The sequence below is a fragment of the Bacteroidota bacterium genome (assembly GCA_039821555.1).
Lineage (GTDB): Bacteria > Bacteroidota > Rhodothermia > Rhodothermales > Rubricoccaceae > JBCBEX01.
Map to the genome: position 1 here is coordinate 35,069 of JBCBNX010000005.1, position 19,691 is coordinate 54,759.

Annotated in this window: 13 protein-coding genes; 8 read left to right on the forward strand and 5 right to left on the reverse strand. The window is 67.2% G+C overall.

Going from position 1 to position 19,691, the window contains the following annotated elements; translation table 11 throughout:
- From AAFU51_07750 to tkt, 3 genes are all read right to left on the reverse strand, one after another.
- Positions 1 to 1,131, reverse strand: a 1,131-nt coding sequence (locus AAFU51_07750; protein ID MEO1571149.1) for a cytochrome c peroxidase, incomplete at its 3' end; no start/stop codon positions are given.
- Between the two features lie 154 nt (positions 1,132 to 1,285).
- Positions 1,286 to 1,936, reverse strand: coding sequence for an NAD(P)H-binding protein (locus AAFU51_07755; protein MEO1571150.1), 651 nt, complete (start codon positions 1,934 to 1,936; stop codon positions 1,286 to 1,288).
- Positions 1,937 to 1,942: 6 nt separating this feature from the next.
- Positions 1,943 to 3,967 carry a transketolase gene (gene tkt / locus AAFU51_07760; GenBank protein MEO1571151.1) on the reverse strand — a complete coding sequence of 675 codons (2,025 nt, stop codon included), beginning with the start codon at positions 3,965 to 3,967 and terminating at the stop codon, positions 1,943 to 1,945.
- Between the two features lie 619 nt (positions 3,968 to 4,586).
- Between tkt and AAFU51_07765 the strand changes: the two genes are divergently transcribed.
- Positions 4,587 to 6,611 (forward strand): T9SS type A sorting domain-containing protein, encoded by a 2,025-nt coding sequence (locus AAFU51_07765; GenBank protein MEO1571152.1) that lies wholly within the window; start codon positions 4,587 to 4,589, stop codon positions 6,609 to 6,611.
- Positions 6,612 to 6,883: 272 nt separating this feature from the next.
- Here AAFU51_07765 and AAFU51_07770 read toward each other — a convergent pair whose 3' ends face one another.
- Positions 6,884 to 8,137 (reverse strand): 4-hydroxy-3-methylbut-2-enyl diphosphate reductase, encoded by a 1,254-nt coding sequence (locus AAFU51_07770; GenBank protein MEO1571153.1) that lies wholly within the window; start codon positions 8,135 to 8,137, stop codon positions 6,884 to 6,886.
- 319 nt (positions 8,138 to 8,456) lie between these two features.
- Between AAFU51_07770 and AAFU51_07775 the strand changes: the two genes are divergently transcribed.
- Positions 8,457 to 11,897 carry a DUF4397 domain-containing protein gene (locus AAFU51_07775; protein MEO1571154.1) on the forward strand — a complete coding sequence of 1,147 codons (3,441 nt, stop codon included), beginning with the start codon at positions 8,457 to 8,459 and terminating at the stop codon, positions 11,895 to 11,897.
- A 273-nt stretch (positions 11,898 to 12,170) separates the two neighbouring features.
- The gene (locus AAFU51_07780) at positions 12,171 to 13,727 is read left to right on the forward strand and encodes a CHRD domain-containing protein (protein ID MEO1571155.1); all 1,557 of its coding nucleotides are present in this window, start codon (positions 12,171 to 12,173) and stop codon (positions 13,725 to 13,727) included.
- Positions 13,728 to 13,807: 80 nt separating this feature from the next.
- On the opposite strand, the gene AAFU51_07785 is transcribed toward AAFU51_07780, so the two are convergent.
- The gene (locus AAFU51_07785; protein MEO1571156.1) at positions 13,808 to 14,863 is read right to left on the reverse strand and encodes a DUF1028 domain-containing protein; all 1,056 of its coding nucleotides are present in this window, start codon (positions 14,861 to 14,863) and stop codon (positions 13,808 to 13,810) included.
- A 325-nt stretch (positions 14,864 to 15,188) separates the two neighbouring features.
- Here AAFU51_07785 and AAFU51_07790 point away from each other — a divergent pair, with 325 nt between their 5' ends.
- The 5 genes from AAFU51_07790 (at position 15,189) to tatC (ending at position 19,691) form a co-directional block, all read left to right on the forward strand.
- Positions 15,189 to 15,848 (forward strand): DUF4159 domain-containing protein, encoded by a 660-nt coding sequence (locus AAFU51_07790; protein MEO1571157.1) that lies wholly within the window; start codon positions 15,189 to 15,191, stop codon positions 15,846 to 15,848.
- A gap of 83 nt (positions 15,849 to 15,931) precedes the next feature.
- Entirely contained in the window at positions 15,932 to 16,258 is a 327-nt protein-coding gene (locus AAFU51_07795; protein MEO1571158.1) for a hypothetical protein, read from the forward strand.
- 156 nt (positions 16,259 to 16,414) lie between these two features.
- Positions 16,415 to 17,725, forward strand: a complete 1,311-nt coding sequence (gene glyA, locus AAFU51_07800; protein MEO1571159.1) for a serine hydroxymethyltransferase — start codon at positions 16,415 to 16,417, stop codon at positions 17,723 to 17,725.
- Positions 17,726 to 17,924: 199 nt separating this feature from the next.
- Positions 17,925 to 18,563: an orotate phosphoribosyltransferase gene (locus tag AAFU51_07805; GenBank protein MEO1571160.1), complete on the forward strand. Its 639-nt coding sequence runs from the start codon at positions 17,925 to 17,927 to the stop codon at positions 18,561 to 18,563.
- A gap of 210 nt (positions 18,564 to 18,773) precedes the next feature.
- On the forward strand, positions 18,774 to 19,691 hold the full coding sequence (tatC, locus tag AAFU51_07810; protein MEO1571161.1) for a twin-arginine translocase subunit TatC: 918 nt from the start codon (positions 18,774 to 18,776) through the stop codon (positions 19,689 to 19,691).

A 19,691-nucleotide genomic window follows, 5' to 3' on the forward strand; every position in this document is an offset into this window, starting at 1 on the left:
AGCAGGCTGCACCGCGTCATCCTCACCCGCGACGACCTCGGCGAAGGGGTCGGACCAGCGCTCGTCGGCGAGGAAGGCTTCGTCGGTGAGCGTGCGCAAGAACGCCACCAGGGCCGCGCGCTCCTCAGCGGTCAGGTTGAGACGGAGCGGCTGCCCGTTCGGTGTGCGCAACGGGAAGCTCAGGTTCGGGTGGGGCTGAACGCCGCGGTCGTAGTGGTCAACGACTTCTTCGAGCGTGGCGAAGCGCCCGTCGTGCATGTAGGGTGCCGTCACGGCGATGTTGCGCAACGACGGCGACTTGAACTGGCCCCCACCGGCTCCCTCATCCGTGACCTGGGCATCGAGCCCGTTGTTGAGTGCCTCGACAGGGACCTGAAGGTCACCCCGGTGGCAGGCCGAGCAGCGGGCAGCGCCGTAGAACAAATCGAGGCCGCGGTTTTCTTGTGCCGTGAAGTTGCCAAGCGGCCCCCGCGGCGGTCCCATCGGCTGTGCCGCGCGGCCCTGGTCATACTTCGAGTTGGGCGCGACCATCGAGCGGACGAACTGGCTGAGCGCGCGGCTCATCCCTTCGTCCGTGACCTCCGGCGAGCCAAACGCGTCGGCGAAGAGGTCGGCGTAGAAGTCCGTCGCTTCGAGGCGTGCGCGCACGTCGTCGAGCGTCATACCCATCTCGATGTCGTCCTCGATCGGCATGAGGACCTGCTCTTCGAGCGTCTCGGCGCGCTCGTCCCAGAAGAAGCGCCCGTTGTCATAGAACCGCGCGAAGGCTAGGCTCATCGAGTGACGGCCCGTCTCGCCGCCTTCGAAGCCGATGCTAAGGATGCCAGGATCGGAGAAGCCTTGCTCTTGTCGGTGGCACGTCGCGCACGACACCGTCTGGTTGGCCGAGAGGCGCGTGTCGTAGAAGAGCACGCGGCCGAGCGTGGCGCCGGCGTCCGTGATCGGGTTCTCGGCGGGCGTGTTGTCCGTGTTCTGGACGGGCGGCACGTTGAGGTGCTGCGGGAGCGCGATGTTCGCGTAGTTGAAAGGCGTCGCCGGGAGCGTCGGCGTCTCTGCCGGTAGAATGGGCGCGGTGAACGCGGTAAGGACGAACGCGACGGCAGCGGCGACGAGGGCGAACAGGCGAAGCATAGGGAATAGACGGCAGGAGACGGGGCAGCGACGGTAGCAACATCGGCGGCGACCACTGCGACTTTATCGCGAACCTGTCACAGCCTCGCGCCAGGATAGCCACAAACGTCCAATCCGTTCACATCCAGACTCTTAGCCAAGGTCCCGCAGACGCTCAGCCCGCGATCATCGGCGTCCGATCAGCGAACGGCTCGGGCTGCACGACCGCATCGAGCATGTACGCGGCCACGTCGCTGCGGCGGATGTGCGCGGTGAGGCCGTAGTGGTTCACGCGGCGCGCGCGGCCCGTGGGACTACCCGGCGCGAGCGTCACGGGACGGACCGTCATCCAGTCGAGATCGCTCCCGGCGAGCACGCGCTCCATGCCCGCGAGGTCCGCGTAGGCCACACCGATGGTGCTCCGGTCGATCAGCGTCCGAAACAGCGGGTTCACCTGCGACCGGCTCTCCGCGACGCCGCCCGCGCTGATCGCGACGAGGCGCCCGATGCCCTGGCCGGGGAGCACCTCCACGAGATGCTCGGCGACGCGCGTGGTGAGGTCTGTTGGCGAGGCGGGGGCCGACCACGGATTCCACACCGCCTTGCGCTTGATGCCGAGCGCCGATACGACGGCGTGGCAGCTGTCCGCAGCGCGGTCGAGCACGGCACGGTCGAGCGCGCTGCCGCGAAACACCTCGGTGGTCTGCGACGGCGAGAAGGGCGTCCCGTCGCGCACGAGCGCACGGACGATGTGGCCCCGCTCCGTCGCGAGGCGGCAGAGCCACTGGCCGCAGCCCCCGGATGCACCTAGAACGAGCAGCTTCATCGGCGGCTAGCGGCCAAGCGACTGCTTTGCGGCGGCGGCGACGGCCTCAGGCGTGAAGCCGAGCGCCTTCATCACCTGGCCGCCCGGTGCGCTCTCGCCGAAGCGGTCGAGGCCGACGGAGACGCCGTCGAGCCCGGCATAGCGGCTCCAGCCGAGCGTGCTGCCCGCCTCCACGGTCACGCGAGCCCGGACGCCCGGCGGCAGCACGGATGCACGGTAAGCCGCGTCCTGCGCGTCGAACAGCTCGCAGCAGGGCATCGAGACGACGCGGGCGGCGATGCCTTCGTCTTTCAGCGTGGCCTGCGCGGCGAGGCAGAGGTGCACTTCCGAGCCCGAGGCAATGAGCAGCACGTCCGGCGTGCCGTCGCAGTCGGCGAGCACATAGCCGCCCTGGTGCACGCCGTCGGCCGACGCATGCGTCGTGCGGTCGAGCGTTGGGCAACCCTGGCGCGTGAACGCGAACGCCGAGGGGCCGTCGGTGCGCAGGAGCGCGGCTTTCCACGCCTCGCGCGTCTCGTTGGCATCGCACGGCCGGAAGACCGCGAGGTTCGGGATCGCGCGCAAGCCCGCGAGTTGCTCGATGGGCTGGTGCGTCGGGCCGTCCTCGCCCACGCCGATGGAGTCGTGCGTGAAGACGAACAGGACGGGCTGGTGCATGAGCGCAGCGAGGCGGATCGTCGGCTTCATGTAGTCCGAGAAGATCAGGAACGTCCCCCCGTAGGCCTGGAGGCCGCCGTGGAGCGTGAGGCCGTTCATCACCGCGCCCATACCGTGCTCGCGGACGCCAAAGCGGACGTAGCGCCCGCCCGCGTCCGCCGCCGTCACGTCGCGCATGTCCGACGTGCGGGTCTTGTTGCTCGGCGTGAGGTCGGCCGAGCCGCCGATGAGTTGTGGCACGGTAGGGACGAGCGCGCCGAGCACCTTGCCGCTGGCCGCGCGCGTCGCCATGCCCTTCGCGTCGGCCTCGAACTGCGGCAGCCCCGTGTCCCAGCCGTCGGGGAACGTGCCGGCCATCTGCGCCTCGAAGCGGGCGGCGAGGTCGGAGTGGGCGGCGCGGTAGGCTTCGAAACGAGAGTTCCAGTCGGCGTGCTGGGCGCGGCCTCGGTCGGCGGCCTCTTCGAGCAGCGCCTTCGCGCCCGTCGGGATGTAGAACGTAGGCTCGTGCGGGATGCCGAGGTTCTCCTTCGTCGCGCGCACCTCGTCCTCGCCGAGCGGGTCCGAGTGGATGTCCGACTTCCCGGCGAGGTTCGGGCTGCCAAAGCCGATGGTGGTCTTCGTCTGGATGAGCGTCGGGCGACCCGCATCGCCTTGCGCTGCGCGAAGAGCCTCCGCAACGGCGTCGATGTCGTGCCCATCGATGTCGCGGATCACGTGCCAGCCGAGCGCCTCGTAGCGACCCGGCACGTCCTCGGAGAACGAGAGGTCCGTGTGGCCGTCGATGGTGACCTCGTTGTCGTCGTAGAGCACGACGAGCTTGCCGAGCCCGAGGTGGCCCGCGAGCGACGACGCCTCGTTGGAGACGCCCTCCATCAGGTCGCCGTCGGAGGCGATGACGTAGGTGAAGTGATCGACGACGGTGTGCGCGTCGGTGTTGAAGGTCGCGGCGAGGTGCTTCTCGGCGAGCGCGAGGCCGACGGCATTGGCGATGCCCTGCCCGAGCGGCCCGGTCGTGGTCTCGATGCCAGGCGCGAGGCCGTACTCGGGGTGCCCGGCCGTCGGCGAATGGAGTTGGCGGAAGTGCTGCAGGTCGTCGAGCGAAACGGCATAGCCCGCGAGGTGGAGGAGGCTGTAGAGCAGCATCGAGCCGTGCCCGGCGGAGAGCACGAAGCGGTCGCGGTCGGCCCACTCGGGCGCGTCGGGATCGAAGGCGAGGAAGTCGGCCCAGAGCGTGACGGCGGCGTCGGCCATGCCCATCGGGAGGCCGGGGTGGCCCGAGTTGGCGTGCTCGACGGCGTCGATGGTGAGGCCACGGATGGTGCGCGCGGCGATGGCGTGGAGCGCAGGCTTGTCGAGGGCGGGGGCGTCAGCCATGAGAGCAGAGCGGTCGGCGGGAGAAGGAAGGGCGTCGCTGCAAAGTACCGAGGCGGGCCGATTCCGTTCACCGGCGCGTGGCGCCCCATCGCCTGCCGCCCGCCTTGCCAGGGGCCGCACGTCAGCCGGACCCACGCTCCACGTACGACACCGTCTACGGCACCTGTAAGCCCAACGAGGACAACAAAACACCGCCGAGGAAAAACGAAGTGACAATCGGTCAGAACGTAGCCTTTGCCCAAGTCAGGTGTCACGGTGATATACCATTCACGGAGGGTATTAACCGCATAAATCCAGCCCGGCACCTCCCTCCCTGCACGCTACCTAAGGCGCTACCTGTCAGCTAACCGCGCGAAAAAACCGGTTCCAGGCAATTCATAAACCCAAAGCGTTGAGTCTCGCTGCTTTGGCGTAGGGATCGCCGGGATCTCGTGCCTCCCTCATGAGGTCTGATCGAGGCATTTCGCCGCTTTGCGTTCTTGCTTGGTCTTCGTTTTCTTTAGAGGCGGCTTTCTCTGTTACCGGTGCTCCCCACCGTCCTGACCGGTACGAGAATCGCTTTGTGGTCGGCTCACCCGCCATTCCACCGCATCCCCTCCACGCTATCCCCTCCTCTTCGATGCGCGCTGTTACGCTTTCGCTGTGCGTCGCCCTGGTCCTGCTTCTGGCTCCGGCGGCGTCAGCCTCAGAGGTCGTTCGCACCGGCGAACAGGTCCCCGTACTCAACGGGGCGGCCCCCACGTCTATCCTCGCCTTCTCGTGGACATCCCGGACGGGCTGGGTCCAAATCCCTGTTCAGGTTGACGAACGCGAGTGGGTCGATGTGTCCGCCGCCTACGTCGGCCGCGACTTCTCCGGCTGCGACAACGTGGCCAACTGCCAGCTGATCATCGATCAGGTGGAGGTGCTCGAATACACGGACCCGAAGAGCATGCTAGGAGCCGACACCGATCCGACGTTCGACGCTGACGACGAGATCGTCTTCATGGAGCGGTTCGCTGGCGACCTCGCCCCAGGCAACCGCCACCCCAACGCCGTACGCCAAAACACGCGCACCACCGTGGTAACCGAGTCGGGCGTCGTCTACCTCTACGTCAGCCGCAACAACCGGGACCAGGGCGCGGGGCAGGACCTCGTGCGGTACGAGTTCGCGCTCGAAGCCGGCGCCTTCCCGCAGGCCTACGACTTCCAGGGCAAAGGTGAATACGAGATCATCGAGGAAGCGGGCGAACTCGTCGGCTCGAACCCGGAGCGTTCCTTTGCCGAGACCCCGTACTACCGCCAGGAGTTCAGCGACCGCTGGATCTCGGACGCGCTCTTCGTGAAGTCGGCCTCGGCCAACCGCTCGGCCTCGGACCTCCTGGATCGCCGCAAGTTTCTCTTCGCGCCCGGCTACTGCGCCCGCAGCGAATGGACCGCCTCGGTGGCGCGAGGCACGCTCGTAGCCAACATTGACGGGCCGGTGCGTGGCATCCGCGTGGTGCGCGGCTTCAACTCCGGCCCGATCACCACCCGGACGACCTACTTCTACGAGCAGGACGTGGTCAGTGTGACCGACGTGCGCGTCCACCCGGTCCCCTCGCTGATGGACCTCGTCGACTATGCCCCGTCGTTCCGCGACGCGACCTACGACAACCAGGAGAACCTCGCGCTCCGCGTCGACGGGCGCCCCGATGCCTTCGTGGCGGCGTCGCGCCCGGCCAACGAGCCGTTCTGGGAGGTCGTCAACGGCCGCCAGGGCTCGGTGGCGACGGCCCTCCAGGTGACCACGGACTGGCCCGACCTCACCATCGAGACCGTCTACCTCGAAGGCGACCTCTACCAGCAGTGCACCGGTGACGCGCTGGACCGCGGCACGAGCGGCTTCATCGTGCCCCAGAGCTTGCCGTGGACGGACGCCCGCTCGGAGCAATACATCACCGTGGTCGGTCTGCGCCGCTCGCGCTACTCGCAAACACCGATCAGCCGAGGCGAGGCCGAAGCGCTCTCGCAGCGGGCCTTCACGTACTACGGTGCCGGCACGCCCACGCGTCGCCTCGACGGCACCCCGTCTTCCGGCGGCGGTGTCGAGCCGCCTGTGGACCCGCCCGTCGATCCCCCGGTCGACCCGCCCGTCGATCCTCCGCCCCCGGCGCCTGCTGATGAGGCTGACCTCGTGATCGTCTACGACGGCCGCACGGCCACCATCACGAACCTTGGGCCGAGCACCTCCACGGGCGCCATCGCAGGATACCGAGGCCGCGACGAAATCGAGTCCGTCGCCCTGCCATCACTCGCGCCTGGCGAGACCTTCCAGTCCCGCGTCCGCAGGCCCGTCGACAACTGCGTCGAGGTACGCGCCGGCGACCAGGACGACCCGGATGCCACCAACAACCGCGCGTGCCAGACCAGCAACGCCGGGGCCTACCCGAACCCGTTCAACCCGTCGACGCAGATCACCTACACGGTCGACCGCCAGTCCCCGGTGACGGTGAGCGTCTTCGATGTGCTTGGCCGCCGCGTAGCGCTGCTCGTGGACAACCAGGTCCAGGAAGGCATCCAAACGGTCCGCTTCGACGCCAGCAGTCTCGCAAGCGGGGTCTACCTCTACCGCGTCGAGACGGCCGAGCGATCCACGACGGGACGCCTCCTCCTGCTGAAATAGCAGCAGCCGATCCTATTTAACCCCGCACGAACCGCTCGGTAGCCTGTCGCTACCGGGCGGTCTTGCATGGATATCGGCTCGTTGTGACCATGCGTTCTCCTCGGTGTGCTCACCACTCACATCGTTGTCGTGCTGAACCTGATTACTGGCGTGAACCTTCGGTTTCAGCATCTCAGCGATGCGGCGAGCCATTCGGGGCGACGGAGATTGGCTTCGCCGGCCTTCGGCTCTGAACCGAGTTCAGAGTGACACTGTAGCAAAGCGGGGAGCCTCTACGCTGCCTCCGCTTCGAACGGGGCGAGCGCGTCCTCCACGGAGCGCGCGGCCTCGAACCAGCCGACGACCTTGCGGATTACGCCGTCGAGGAGCGCGTCGGGGCATGAAGCCCCAGCGGTGAGGAGGATATCGAGCGGACGGCCGAAGTCCAGCGGGAGCCAGTCGCGGGTGACGTGGTGCGTCTTCGTGCGGTAGTGGAAGTGCCGGATTTCGTCGGGGCTCTCCAGTTCCTCAGGCCCCGAGACGAAGTAGGTCGGCATCGCCTCCTCGGCTAATTCGGCGAGGTGGCTCGTGTTCGAGGAGTTGTAGCCCCCGACGATGAGCGCCAGGTCAGCGCCGGCGGCGATAAGCGCCTTGGTGGCGTCCTGGTTTTCCTTCGTGGCGTAGCAGAGCGTGTCTGACGTGTCCGCGAAGTGGTCGTCGATGGCGTCGGCTCCGTAGCGCTCGACCATCGCCTGCTTCAGGTAGTCGGCGATGGCCTGCGTCTCGGTAGCGAGCATCGTCGTCTGGTTGACCACGCCGATGCGCGCGAGGTCCCGGTCCGGGTCGAAGCCCTCGGAGTAGCGGTCCGGGAACTGGTCGAAGAAGAACGCCGCGTCCTGCTCGCCACGGATGACCTGCGCCAGCCGCTCGGTCTCCTCCATGTTGCGGACGACGACCACCGGCGCGCCCGCCTCGGCATGGCTGAACGTGGCGCGCGTCTCCTCGTGGTAGCGCTTGCCGTGCACGACAATCGTGTAGTCCTTGCGGGCGATCTGGGCGCTCTTCTTCCACACCTTTGTGACGAACGGGCAGGTCGTGTCGTAGGCCTTCGTGTTCACGCCGCGCTCGGCGAGGGTCGCCTCGATCTCACGCGTGGTGCCAAACGCTGGGATGATGATCAGGTCGTCGGGGCCGAGCGCATCGAACGGGATGAGTTGCTCGCCGGTGGTGGTGCGGAGAAAGCGGATGCCGCGCCCCTGCAAGTCCTCGTTGACGTGCGGGTTGTGGATCATCTCCGAGAGGAGATAGATCTGCCCGTTGGCCGCCTTCTCGGGGTGCGTCTCAAGCGCCTTGTACGCGATCTCGATGGCGTTCTCGACGCCGTAGCAGAAGCCGAAGTGACGGCCGATCTTGAAGCGGACCGGTCCGAAGTCGAGGATGCTGGGTGCGAGGTCGCGCTTGAGGGGGTCGGTGGCACGGCGGGCGGCCTTGACCGGCCCGATGATCGCGCTGCGGTAGAACTCGGGGACGTTGAACGTGCGGGCCATGAAGGATGGAGCGGCCGGTATGCTAGGGCGTGTGAAATGCGGAGGCACGTACGCCGCAGCGCTGAGGGGGTTGCCGCGAACCTCGACCAGAATGTGCGGAGACGGTGGTCATCCTTCTGACCGTGCGGGTAGGATACGTGCAGGTCCTTGACGGCGGCGCGGAACCGCTCGTGTGTCTCATGTCGTCGGAGGGACCGTGACTCGGCTGCGGGCCACTGTCCTGCCGCTCCGTCCCCCAAGGGGGTGCGAGGCGGCCCCCTCTGCACGACGGTGTCTTCGAGTCCTCGCTCTTCCCTTCTCACATCCGCCTTTCTCTTCCATGATCTCCGCTACTCTCGGGAGCGGCCTTCGACGGCTTGCTTCCACTCTCGCGCTCGCCGCGCTGGTTGCCTTCGCACCGGCTGCGCTCGCCCAGACCTCCGACTACAACGCCATTCTCTCGGGCAGCAACGAGGTACCCGCTGTAGAGTCAGGCGCCACGGGGCGCGTTGGGCTCCAGCTCAACGGTACCACACTCGTGGTGACGGGCAGCTTCCAGAACCTCGAAAGCGCCTACAACACCGACATCGGCGCGCACCTGCACATCGGCGGGCCGACCGAGAACGGGCCCGTGGACATCGTCCTCAACCCGACGCTCGGTGCGCAGCAGCGCAGCGGCCAGTTCCAGGCTACCAACAACACGTTTGAGCTGACGCAGGAGCAGATCGACCGACTCGACGCGGGCGGCTACTACGTCAACGTCCACAGCGTCGACAATCCAACGGGCGAAGTGCGCGGCCAGGTGCTGCCTCTCGCCAACGTCATCCCCATTGCGGACGCCCGAGCGATGGGCACGGGCATGGAGGTGACCATCGAAGGCACCGTGTCCCGCGCGCTCGGGCAGTTTGCCTACCTCCAGGATGAGACAGCGGGCATCACGATCCGTCAGCCAAGCGGTGACCTCTTCGAGGACATCGCCGACGGCGACATCGGGCCCGGCACGGTCGTCCGCATCACGGGCACCACGAGCGAGTTCCGCCAGCTCTTCCAGATCAACGACGGGGACCTCACCGCCTACGAGGTGCGCGGCCAGTCGACCGCGCCGCAGCCGCAGGTGGTCACCCTCGCCGACCTCGCCGCGACCGGCGAAGACTTTGAGGGCGAACTTGTGCGCGTCACCGGCGCCACCATCGATGGGGGCGTGGGCGGCACCTTCGCCGCGGGCACTAACTACAGCGCGGACGACGGCACCGGGGCATTCACCCTGCGCATCGGCAACGCGGACAACACCAACCGCGACGATACCGGCATCCCGACGGGTGCAGTCACCGTCACGTCGGTGGTCACCCAGTTCGACTTCAGCGACCCCGCCATAGGCTACCAGCTTCTCCCGATCCAGGTCGGCGACCTGAGCGCCCCGACTCAGGTGATCCACAATAGCCCGGACCCCGCCGCGGCCGTCGTGGACATCTACATCAACGCCGGTGAAGACGATGCGCCTGCGCTCGCCGACGTGCCCTTCCGCCGCGCGACAGGCTTCCTCAACCTCCCGGCAGGCGTCGACCTCACCATCTCCATTGCGCCGGGCGACTCCGAGAGCGTGGACGAATTCGTCTTTCAGAACACCTACGTCCTCAACGGCGGCAGCACGCAACTCATCGCCACGGGCGTGCTCTCGGACGACCTCCCGGCCAACCCGGAGAGCATCAGCACGGACTTCACGCTGCTCGTCGCGGCAAACGCCCAAGTTGCGTCAGCCGACCCGATGCAGGTGGACTTCAACGTCGTCCACGGCTCGCCCAACGCGCCCTCGGTGGACGTGAACGCACGCGGCGTAGGGACGCTCTTCCCGAACGCACCCTACACCGGCATCACAGGCTATACCGGCGTGGCACCGGACACCTACATCATCGATATCACGGCGGCAGGCTCTCCTGACGCGGTGTTCTCGGCTGTTGCGCCGCTGGCCGACGCAGCAGGGGGCGCGCTCACGGTGTTGGCCTCGGGCTTCCTCGGCGAGAACCCTGGCCTGCCTGGCTTCGGCCTGCTGGCGGTCTTCCCGGACGGCGCGAGCACGCTGCTCCCCGCAGCCACGGCGAACGTGCAGGTGATCCACAACAGCCCGGATCCCGCCGCGGCTACCGTGGACATCTACATCAACGGCCAGGAGGGCGACGCCCCGACGCTTCCGGGCGTGCCGTTCCGCGGCGCGACAGGCTTCCTTCCGCTCCCCGCAGGTGAGGAGATCATCGTGACGGTGGTGCCCGAAGGTGGCGCGATCGCCGACGGGGCCGCGTTCCCGTTCACGCTCGACCCGCTGGTCAACTATCAGCTCATCGCGACGGGCGTGCTCTCGGACGGCCTGCCGGCCAACCCGGAGGAGATCAGCACCGACTTCGTCCTGCTCGCTCGGGACGGCGCGCTCATCCAGACCTCGTCGATGAACGAGGTAGGCGTGAGCGTAGTGCACGGCTCGCCCGACGCGCCGACCGTCGACGCGCTCGTGCGTGGCGCTGGGATCGCCCTCGCCGACGACGCGCCGTACCAGGGCATCACGCCCTACACGATCGTCCCGCCGGGCGAGTACATCGTCGACATCACGCTCGCTGACGGAACCACCAACGTGGCCGCCTTCACGGCTGACCTGACTGAGGCTGGCGGTCGCGGTGTGACGGTGCTCGCCTCGGGCTACCTCGCGCCCACCGGCGACCTGCCCGCGTTCGGCCTGCTGGCCGTCTTCCCGAACGGCGACTCGGATCTGCTCCCGTCGGCCCCGCTGCCTGCTCAGGCGCTCGTCCAGGTGATCCACAACAGCCCGGATCCCGCCGCGGCTGTCGTGGACATCTTCATCAACGGACAAGACGGAGACGATCCCACGATCCCGGACCTCGCCTTCCGCACGGGGACTGAGTTCGTACCCGTTCCCGCTGGTGAAGAGATCACGGTGACCGTGGTGCCCGACGGTGCCGCCTTCGCCGACGGCGCGCCGTTCCTGTTCACCCTGGACGCTGGCGTCAACTACCAGCTCATCGCCACGGGTGTGCTTTCGGACGGCCTGCCTGACAACCCGGAGGGCATCAGCACCGCCTTCACGCTGCTCCCGCGGGCGGATGCGCTCCCGGCGGCTGCCGCCGACGACGAAGTTGCCATCAGCGTGGTGCACGGCTCGCCCAACGCACCGACCGTCGACGCGCGCGTGCGTGGCACCGAGATCGCCCTCGCCGACGATGCCCCCTACCAGGGCATCACGGACTACACGGTCGTGCCCGAAGGCGTATACGTCGTCGACATTACGCTCGCCGACGGTGTGAGCCTGGTCGCGGCCTACGATGTGGACGTGAGCGAAGCTGGCGGCAGTGCCATCACGGTGCTGGCCTCGGGCTACCTCAACCCGCCGACGAGTGACCTGCCAGCCTTCGAGCTGCTCGCCGTCTTTGGCGACGGCAGCGAGGCGCTGCTGCCGCTGTCCGTCTCCAACGAGGACGGGACCGGGACGCTGCCCGAGGTGTTCGCCCTGCGCGGCAACTACCCGAACCCGTTCGCGGCCACGACGCGCATCGGCTTCGACCTGCCGAGCGACGCCGAGGTGCGCGTGAGCGTGTACGACGTGCTAGGGCGCACCGTGGCCGAGATCGCGCCCACGCGCTTGGCCGCCGGGTCGGGCCAGACGGTGGACCTCGACGCGAGCCGCCTCGCAGCCGGGGCCTACGTCTACCGCGTGGAGGCCCAGATGGGCGCTGAGACACGCGTGGAGACAGGCCGTATGACCGTGGTCCGCTAGTCGGACTCTGCTCAGACGCTCTGCGTTCGTAACAACCGGCGCGGCTTTAATGGCCGCGCCGGTTGCGTTTTGTTTACGCCTGGCTTGTCTTTTATCGGACGCGCTGCCGTATACTGCCTTGTTTCTTAGTAACAAGCTGCGTAGCTGGAGGGATACGCGGTGCGTCAACCCCGGCGTCTCCCCAGACGGTTCGGTGCGCCCTGGCATTTGTCGCCGGGCGTCCACCACGACTGGAACGACTAGGGTCCGCCATCGCCTCAACCCCTCCATCCCATGTCTATCGCTACGCTTCTGCGCGCGGGTGGCCGCACGCTCGGTGCCGTTGCTCTCACGGCGCTCCTGTTCGCAGCGACCTCTGCCTCGTCCGCTCAGGTCACCCAGTTCGGCGCCAAGCTCTCCGGGCTCAATGAAGTCCCAGCCAATGCCTCCACCGCCTCTGGTGTCGTCTTCGCCACGTTCAACGCTGGTGACAACTCACTTGCAGTCACCGGCTTCTTCGAGGGCCTAGAAAGCGACTTCAACTTCGGCGTCGGCGCCCACGTCCACGAGGCACCCGCTGGGGCCAACGGACCCATCGCCTTCGCCCTGACGCCCTCCATCAACGCCGACAACCGCAGCGGCAGCTTCAACGCTGCCCTGAACACGTTCGCGCTCACTGAGGACCAAGTGACGGCCCTCTTTGCCGAGGGCTTCTACGTCAACATCCACTCGACTGACATTGCGAGCGGCGAACTGCGCGGACAGATCGTGGAGACCGCCAAGGTGCAGGTCATCCACAACAGTCCGGAGCCTGCTGCTTTCTTCGTAGACGTCTATGTGGACGGCACCCTTGCCGTCGACAACCTCCGCTTCCGCAAGGCGACCCCCTACCTAGATGTCGCGGCAGGATCCACGGAGGTCGTCGTGATGTCGAGCGACTCGAACGAGGAGGGCAACGTCGAAGGAGCGACCACCTTTGGCACGTTTGACCTTGATCTCGAGGCTGGCGTCAACTACCAGGCAGCGGCATCGGGTGTCGCGCAAGCGGTACAACCCGCCTACTCGGGCAATCCCGACGGGCGTGACATCAGCTTCGCGCTGCAGATCAAGGAATCGGCGCAGACGACCTCGCCGCGCATCACCCGGGTCTCGGCCAACGCCTTCCACGGCGCTCCGGACGCCCCGACGGTCAGCCTGAGCCTCCGTGACAATTACGAAGGCCGTAGCGCCAGCATCACCTACGGGGACGTGACGCGCTACTACTCGCCCAGCGCCCGCCGCGACTACATCATCGATGTGTCGTTCGACGGTGAGGTGATCGCCGCGTTCTTCGCTCCAGCATTCACGCTCCAGGTGGGAGGCCTCGGCGGTGCTGTTCTCGCCTCGGGCTTCCTCACGCCAGAGGACGAGGCCACGCCTTGCAACACCTGCTCGGTGCAGAGGCTGCCCAGGTTCCGCCTCATGGCCGTCGCCCCCGACGGTCGCGCTGGTACGCTCAAGCCTGCACCGCTTCCCGACGAGGACGGCCCGACGGTCGCACAGACCGGGGGTGCTAGAGCCGAAGGCCTGATCGAGGAGATCGCGCTGCTGCCGAACTACCCGAACCCCTTCGCCGGTGCGACGCAGCTCCGCTTCGAGCTTCCCGAGGAGGCCGAGGTCAGCGCCCGCGTCTACGACGTGCTCGGCCGCGAGGTGCTCACGCTCCCGCAGCGCCCCTTCGCAGGCGGCACCACGCACGCCCTCGACCTCGACGCTTCGGGGCTCGCTGCTGGCACCTACCTCTACCGCATCGACGTGCAGATGGGCGCCACCACCGAAACCCTCAACGGCCAGATGACCGTGCTGCAGTAGCACCCCCTCCCGGTCATCTGCCCACGGCGCGGGCCGCTGCACTTCGGTGCGGCGGCCCGCGCTGCGTGACGGTCGCTGGACTACTTGTAGCGCCCCTCCGAGAACACCGCGCGGATGTCGGCGAGCACTTCGCGGTCGATGAGCAGCGGCTCGCCTGCGGTCACATCGGCGGCTTGCACCTCGTCGATGCGGAGGTCGTAGTTCTCCCAGCCCATGTAGTCGACGAGGATCTGCTGGAACTGGACGTCCACCTCGCCGTCGAGCGGGCCGTCGTAGAAGCCGCGCGTCTGCCAAATGGTTTGCAGTTCGCGGGCGATCTCGGGCGTGACCTCGACTTGGTCGGCGGGGTCGGTGTCGGTGAAGTAGAGGTTGTTGAGCCGGTAGAGCCGGTCGAGTTCGGACAGGGGCATGGGGTGGTCGTAGACCGAGATGTCGACGTAGTTGTCCTGGCCGTCGTAGCCCGCGCCGGCCTTCACGATGAGGAGCGCCGCGCTCTGCTCGCCGCGCTTGTCACCACCCGCCGCGCCCCCGGCCAGCATCGCCGCGACGAGCTTATCGCCGAGACCGCCGTCCGTGGCGAGGTAGGTGTCGGCCATCGCCTGCACGGTTTCCTCCGAAACGAGGATGTTGCCCTGCGCCGTGAAGCCCGTGCCCGTTACGACGGTCCCCGCGCCGCTCGCTGCGGACGCGCCGCCAGCTTGACCGACGCGCCCGCCAGCCCAGTCGAAGCACCCGGCGCCGGTCCACGAGGCAGCGTTGCCCTGCGCGTCCACGATGCCGACCTGCCGCTGCGCCGCGCCGGGATCGTTGCGGAGCAGAATGGTGAGTGCCTCCTCGGCCGTCGCGCCGTGGCGCATCAGTTCGAGGCCCTTGATGCCATAGTCGAGTTCAGCGAAGCTCTGCGTGGCGACGGCTCCGACGCCCGCCTCGGCCCACGGCACCACCGCGCGGACATTGGGAAACTTCGACTGGACCGCAACGCCGAGCTCACCCGTCGCGGCATCATAGCCGACGATGGAGAACGTGGCGACGAGCGGCGTGCCGTCGGCGTGGAGCGTGAGGCCGTTGTCGGGCGCACCGAGGCGCGCGGTGACGATGACGAGCGCGAGGGCGAGCAGCGGGAGTACGAAGCGCATGGGGCGGAACGTTGGGCGACGAGGGGTGTGTAGCGATGCCGCACGGCACCGCCAGAGTGTACGCCCGGCAGCCTCATTCGCCGAAACTGAGCCCTCCATCGTGTCCCGCATACCTTCGATGATCCAGCAACGAGTTCTCCCCTTGGTCGGGGCCGGTAAGGGTAAGCCTTCACAAAGAAGATGTCATTCTGAGCGAGCGCAGCGAGTCGAAGAATCTCCGAGCCAGCATCCAAACTCCCTCTTGACCTGGAGCTACGACCAAGATCCCCCGCCTCCGCTGGGGGCAAGCTCTTCGACTTCATCCGCTACGCGGATTGCGCTCAGGATGACAAGGTGGTGCATTCTATCCCTCGCCGTCCTCGTCTGCGCCCCGTCGTTTGCCCAAAACGTGCCCGAGGTGACGATCGCGCGGGTGCAGTACGGGGGCGGCGGCGACTGGTATGCCGACGAGCAGTCGCTTCCTGAGTTGCTCGCCTTCGCCCGCCAGGAAACGCTGCTCGACCTCGCCCCGCGTGAGGATGTCGTCGAGCTCAGCAGCGACAAACTCTTCACGTATCCGTACCTCTATCTCACGGGCCACGGCAACGTCGACTTCTCCGAGACCGAGGCGCGGCGGCTGCGGCGCTACCTCGACGGCGGCGGCTTCCTCCACATCGACGACAACTACGGCCTCGACACGGCCATCCGCCGCGAGATGCGCAAGGTCTACCCGGAGCAGGACTTCGTGGAGGTGCCCTACGACCACCCCGTCTACAGCACACACTTCGTCTTCTCGGACGGTCTCCCCAAGATCCACGAGCACGACGGCCAGCCCGCGCAAGGCTTTGGGCTGTTCCACGAGGGCCGCCTCGTCGTGTTCTACTCCTACGAGTCTGACCTGGGCGACGGCTGGGAGCCAGGCGACGTGCACCAGAACCCGCCCGAGAAGCGCGAGGCCGCGCTCCGCATGGGCACGAACCTCCTCGTCTACGCGATGACACTCTGAGGAGCTATCGGTTCTCCGCCGTAGACCAAACCGCTCCCCATCACCGAACGCAGACGGCTGACCGCCAAACGCCTCTTCGCACCATGCGCACCTTCTTCTTTCTCGTCGTGATCGCGGCGCTGCTGGCGCTCTCGAACCCGACGCTGGACGACTTCGCCGACCACGCGGGCGATACCGTCGCGGCCGAGATCGCCCGCGAGGGCCCTGGCTGGGCGGGCGCCCTCGGCGGCCTCGCCACCGAGGCACTCGTGGACCGCACTACCCAGCGCGACGACTATCTCCTCGCCAGCCGCTATACCCTCGAACTCAGCGACGACCCCGACGAGGCGTGGGTCTTCCTCGGCGTCGCCACGCGGTTTGTCGAGCTCCAGCGGCCCGCCTCACTTCGGGAAGACGAGACAAGCGAGTAACGCCACCGCGTGGGTGTTTGGAAGCCCGCGTTAAACGCGCAGTTTTCTGCCGGTCCAGCGGAACGATTGCGGGCGATTTCGGATAGCCGTCGCGCATGGGTCGCTGTATCTTGGCGGCCTGCCCCGGCATCACGTACGACGACCCTTCTGTACCCCATGACGTTCGAGCACCTCGCGTCCCAGGACCCCGACCTCTACGCCATCGTGCGTAGCGAAATCGACCGCCAGAACGACGGCCTGGAACTCATCGCCTCCGAAAACTTCGCCTCCCTGGCTGTCATCGAGGCGATGGGCTCGCCACTGACGAACAAGTACGCCGAGGGCCTGCCGGGCAAGCGCTACTACGGCGGCTGCCAGTTCGTGGACCAGGCCGAAGAGCTCGCCCGCAGCCGCGCCAAGACGCTCTTCGGCGCCGACTGGGTGAACGTCCAGCCGCACTCCGGCGCGACGGCCAACCACGCGATCTACCTCGCGTTCATGGAGCCGGGCGATACGCTGCTCGGCCTCGACCTCGCCCACGGTGGCCACCTCACGCACGGCAGCCCCGTCAACTTCTCGGGCATCCTCTACGACGCGCACTTCTACGGTGTCGAGAAGGACGGCCCGCTCGCCGGCCGCATCGACCTCGACAAGGTCCGCGACAAGGCACGCGCGGTGAAGCCCCGGATGCTCTCCGTCGGCGCGAGCGCCTACAGTCGCGACTTCGACTACGCCGCCCTCCGCGAGATCGCCGACGAGGTCGGCGCGCTCCTCTGGGTGGACATGGCGCACACGGCCGGGCTGGTCGCGGCGGGCGTGCTCAACGACCCGCTGCCCCACGCGCACGTCGTCTCCACGACCACGCACAAGACGCTGCGCGGCCCCCGCGGCGGCATGATCCTCGCTGGTAAGGACGCCGAGGACCCGCGCGGGCGCACGTTCCGCAGCGGCAAGCGCAAGACGATCTCGCAGGTGCTCGACACGGCTGTCTTCCCCGGCGTGCTCGGCGGCCCGCTCATGCACGTCATCGCCGCCAAAGCCGTCGCCTTCGGCGAGGCGCTGCGCCCCGAGTTCGAGGACTACAGCCGTCAGGTCGTTGAGAACGCCCAGGCCATGGCGCAGGTCTTCACCAAGCGCGGCTACGACGTGATCTCGGGCGGCACCGACAACCACCTCATGCTCCTCGACCTACGCTCGCGCGAGCTGACGGGCAAGGAAGCCGAGGCGCTCCTCGGTGAGGCGGAGATCACGGTCAACAAGAACATGATCCCCTATGACCCCGAGAGCCCGTTCGTGACGAGCGGTATCCGCCTGGGCACGCCCGCCATGACCACGCGCGGCTTCGGCATCGCCGAGTTCGAGCAGGTAGCGGACATGATCGACCGGGTGCTGTCCCGTCCTGAGAGCGAGCAACTCCGCGAGGTCGTCGGCCGCGAGGTGTTTATGCTCTGCCAAGACTTCCCGCTCTATACGATGGAGGCCGTCTAAACGCGGCTCCTAAAAAAGTGAGCCCGGGTAGATTTTCGGAAACCTCGACTGGAACAGCGTTTGTAAACTTCCCGCGCAGCCCCACGTACCCCCTCCCCACCGCCGCCGCGGCCCAAATTTCGGCGTCCGTTGCATCGGCTCCCGAATCCCGGGTCTCACCTTGACACGCCGCCCGCGCCGTGTCGCGCCTCCGCTTCCCATGCCCAACGACTTCAGCAGCACGGTCCCCGAATCGGCGCTCACCCGCCTGGGGCACCAGCTCTACCAGCGCGCCCTCGTGCGCCGCGATGAGGAAGCCATCACCGACCCGCGCGGGCAACCCATCGGCTGGCTGCTGGACACCCGCACCCCGATGCTCGACGGCGAGCTGTTTGCGGAGATCGGCGAGGTGCTTTCCGAACGCCTTCGTGCACGCGGTGTGACCCAGGTGGCCGGTTTCGGATACGGCGCGTTCCCGATCGTCTGCTCCGTGCTGAGCGCGCCCGTGCCGACGAGCCCCACAGGAGAGGCTGCGGCTCCGTTCAAGGGCGGTTTCATCCGTGAGCGCCGCAAGGCCTACGGTCGCCGCCGCCTCGTTGAGGGCCCGATGGACCGCAGCCAGCCCGTCGCGCTGGTGGACGACATCCTCAACAGCGGCCGCTCCGCCGCGCGCGCCATCGCGCTTCTGCGGTCCGACGGCTTCGAGGTCGCCGGGCTGATGACGCTCTTCAACTTCACGTGGAGCGGGGGCCGCAGCCGCCTCGAAAACGACGGCCTCTGGGTCGAGTCGCTGCTCGAACTCAACCTCCGTGAGGGTGCCTCGCAGCGTAGCCGCTTCTCGCACTCGGACTCGCAGTAGAGCCGACCAGGTGGAAGAGCGAGGTAGCGTGCGTGGCACCGAGGCTCGCCGCGTCCAGCCCGTCTCGCCTTAACCTTACCTCGCGTGTCATCCTGAACTTGATTCAGGATCTGAGCGATCTTGTTGAGATGCTGAATCGAGTTCAGCATGACAAGCTGGGAAGACCGTGCTCGTCAGGTCATCGTCGATCCTCCTGCAATTCCGCTCCCGATGAAACTCACCACGAACCCGTTTCGGAAGAAGGCGGGCGCTTCGGGCGACGGAGCGGCGGGGGGACTGCCCAACCCTATGGTCCCGCAGGAGGGCGAGATGCCGTTCCTCGACCACTTGGAGGAGTTGCGCTGGCGCATCTTCAAGGCGCTCGGCGCGGTGCTCGTCTGCTCGGTGGCGTGCCTCTTCTTCGCCGAGTGGGTCATCGACGAGATCCTGCTCGCGCCGACGCGAACCGACTTCTTCGTCTACGAGGTCTTCCGCATGGACGCCAAGGAGATCGTCCTCCAAAACCGGACGATCACGGGGCAGTTCTTCGCTTATTTCGGGACGGTGCTGGCCGTCGGCATCCTGATCGCCATGCCGATGGTGATCTACCAGTTCTGGAAGTTCATCGAGCCGGGCCTCTACGACCAGGAGAAGGAAGGCCTCCGCTTCGCAGCGGTCTTCGCAGCGGTGTTTTTCGCACTGGGGGCAAGCTTCGGCTACCTCGCGCTGATGCCGCTCTCGCTGCAGTTCTTCGCAGGCTTCGTGATCTCGGGCTCGATCATCAACGAGTTCGACATCGCGCGCTACTTCTCGATGATCACCACGACCACGTTCGGCGCGGCGATCCTGTTCGAGTTGCCCGTGGTGGTCTACTTCCTCGCCAAGATCGGCGCGATCACCCAGGCGTGGCTGCGACTCGCGCGGAAGTATGCCCTCATCGTGATCCTCATCATCGCGGCGTTCCTGACGCCGCCGGACCCGTTCAGCCAAGCGCTTATGGCCGGGCCGATGCTGCTGCTCTACGAGGGCTCGATCTGGCTCTGCGGTGTGGTGGAGCGCCGCCGCGCGAAGGACCTCGCTAAGCTCGCAGCCGAGGCAGCCAAAGCGGCCGCTGCACGCAACGCTGGCCCCCGCCTCGACCAGATGTAG

Bases quoted from the DNA above. Each gene is read 5' to 3' on its own strand.
- AAFU51_07780 (MEO1571155.1), top strand. From the start codon at position 12,171: ATGTCTATCGCTACGCTTCTGCGCGCGGGTGGCCGCACGCTCGGTGCC.
- AAFU51_07775 (MEO1571154.1), top strand. From the start codon at position 8,457: ATGATCTCCGCTACTCTCGGGAGCGGCCTTCGACGGCTTGCTTCCACT.
- tatC (MEO1571161.1), top strand. From the start codon at position 18,774: ATGAAACTCACCACGAACCCGTTTCGGAAGAAGGCGGGCGCTTCGGGC.
- glyA (MEO1571159.1), top strand. From the start codon at position 16,415: ATGACGTTCGAGCACCTCGCGTCCCAGGACCCCGACCTCTACGCCATC.
- AAFU51_07795 (MEO1571158.1), top strand. From the start codon at position 15,932: ATGCGCACCTTCTTCTTTCTCGTCGTGATCGCGGCGCTGCTGGCGCTC.
- AAFU51_07765 (MEO1571152.1), top strand. From the start codon at position 4,587: ATGCGCGCTGTTACGCTTTCGCTGTGCGTCGCCCTGGTCCTGCTTCTG.
- AAFU51_07755 (MEO1571150.1), bottom strand. From the start codon at position 1,936: ATGAAGCTGCTCGTTCTAGGTGCATCCGGGGGCTGCGGCCAGTGGCTC.
- AAFU51_07805 (MEO1571160.1), top strand. From the start codon at position 17,925: ATGCCCAACGACTTCAGCAGCACGGTCCCCGAATCGGCGCTCACCCGC.
- AAFU51_07785 (MEO1571156.1), bottom strand. From the start codon at position 14,863: ATGCGCTTCGTACTCCCGCTGCTCGCCCTCGCGCTCGTCATCGTCACC.
- AAFU51_07790 (MEO1571157.1), top strand. From the start codon at position 15,189: ATGACAAGGTGGTGCATTCTATCCCTCGCCGTCCTCGTCTGCGCCCCG.
- AAFU51_07770 (MEO1571153.1), bottom strand. From the start codon at position 8,137: ATGGCCCGCACGTTCAACGTCCCCGAGTTCTACCGCAGCGCGATCATC.
- tkt (MEO1571151.1), bottom strand. From the start codon at position 3,967: ATGGCTGACGCCCCCGCCCTCGACAAGCCTGCGCTCCACGCCATCGCC.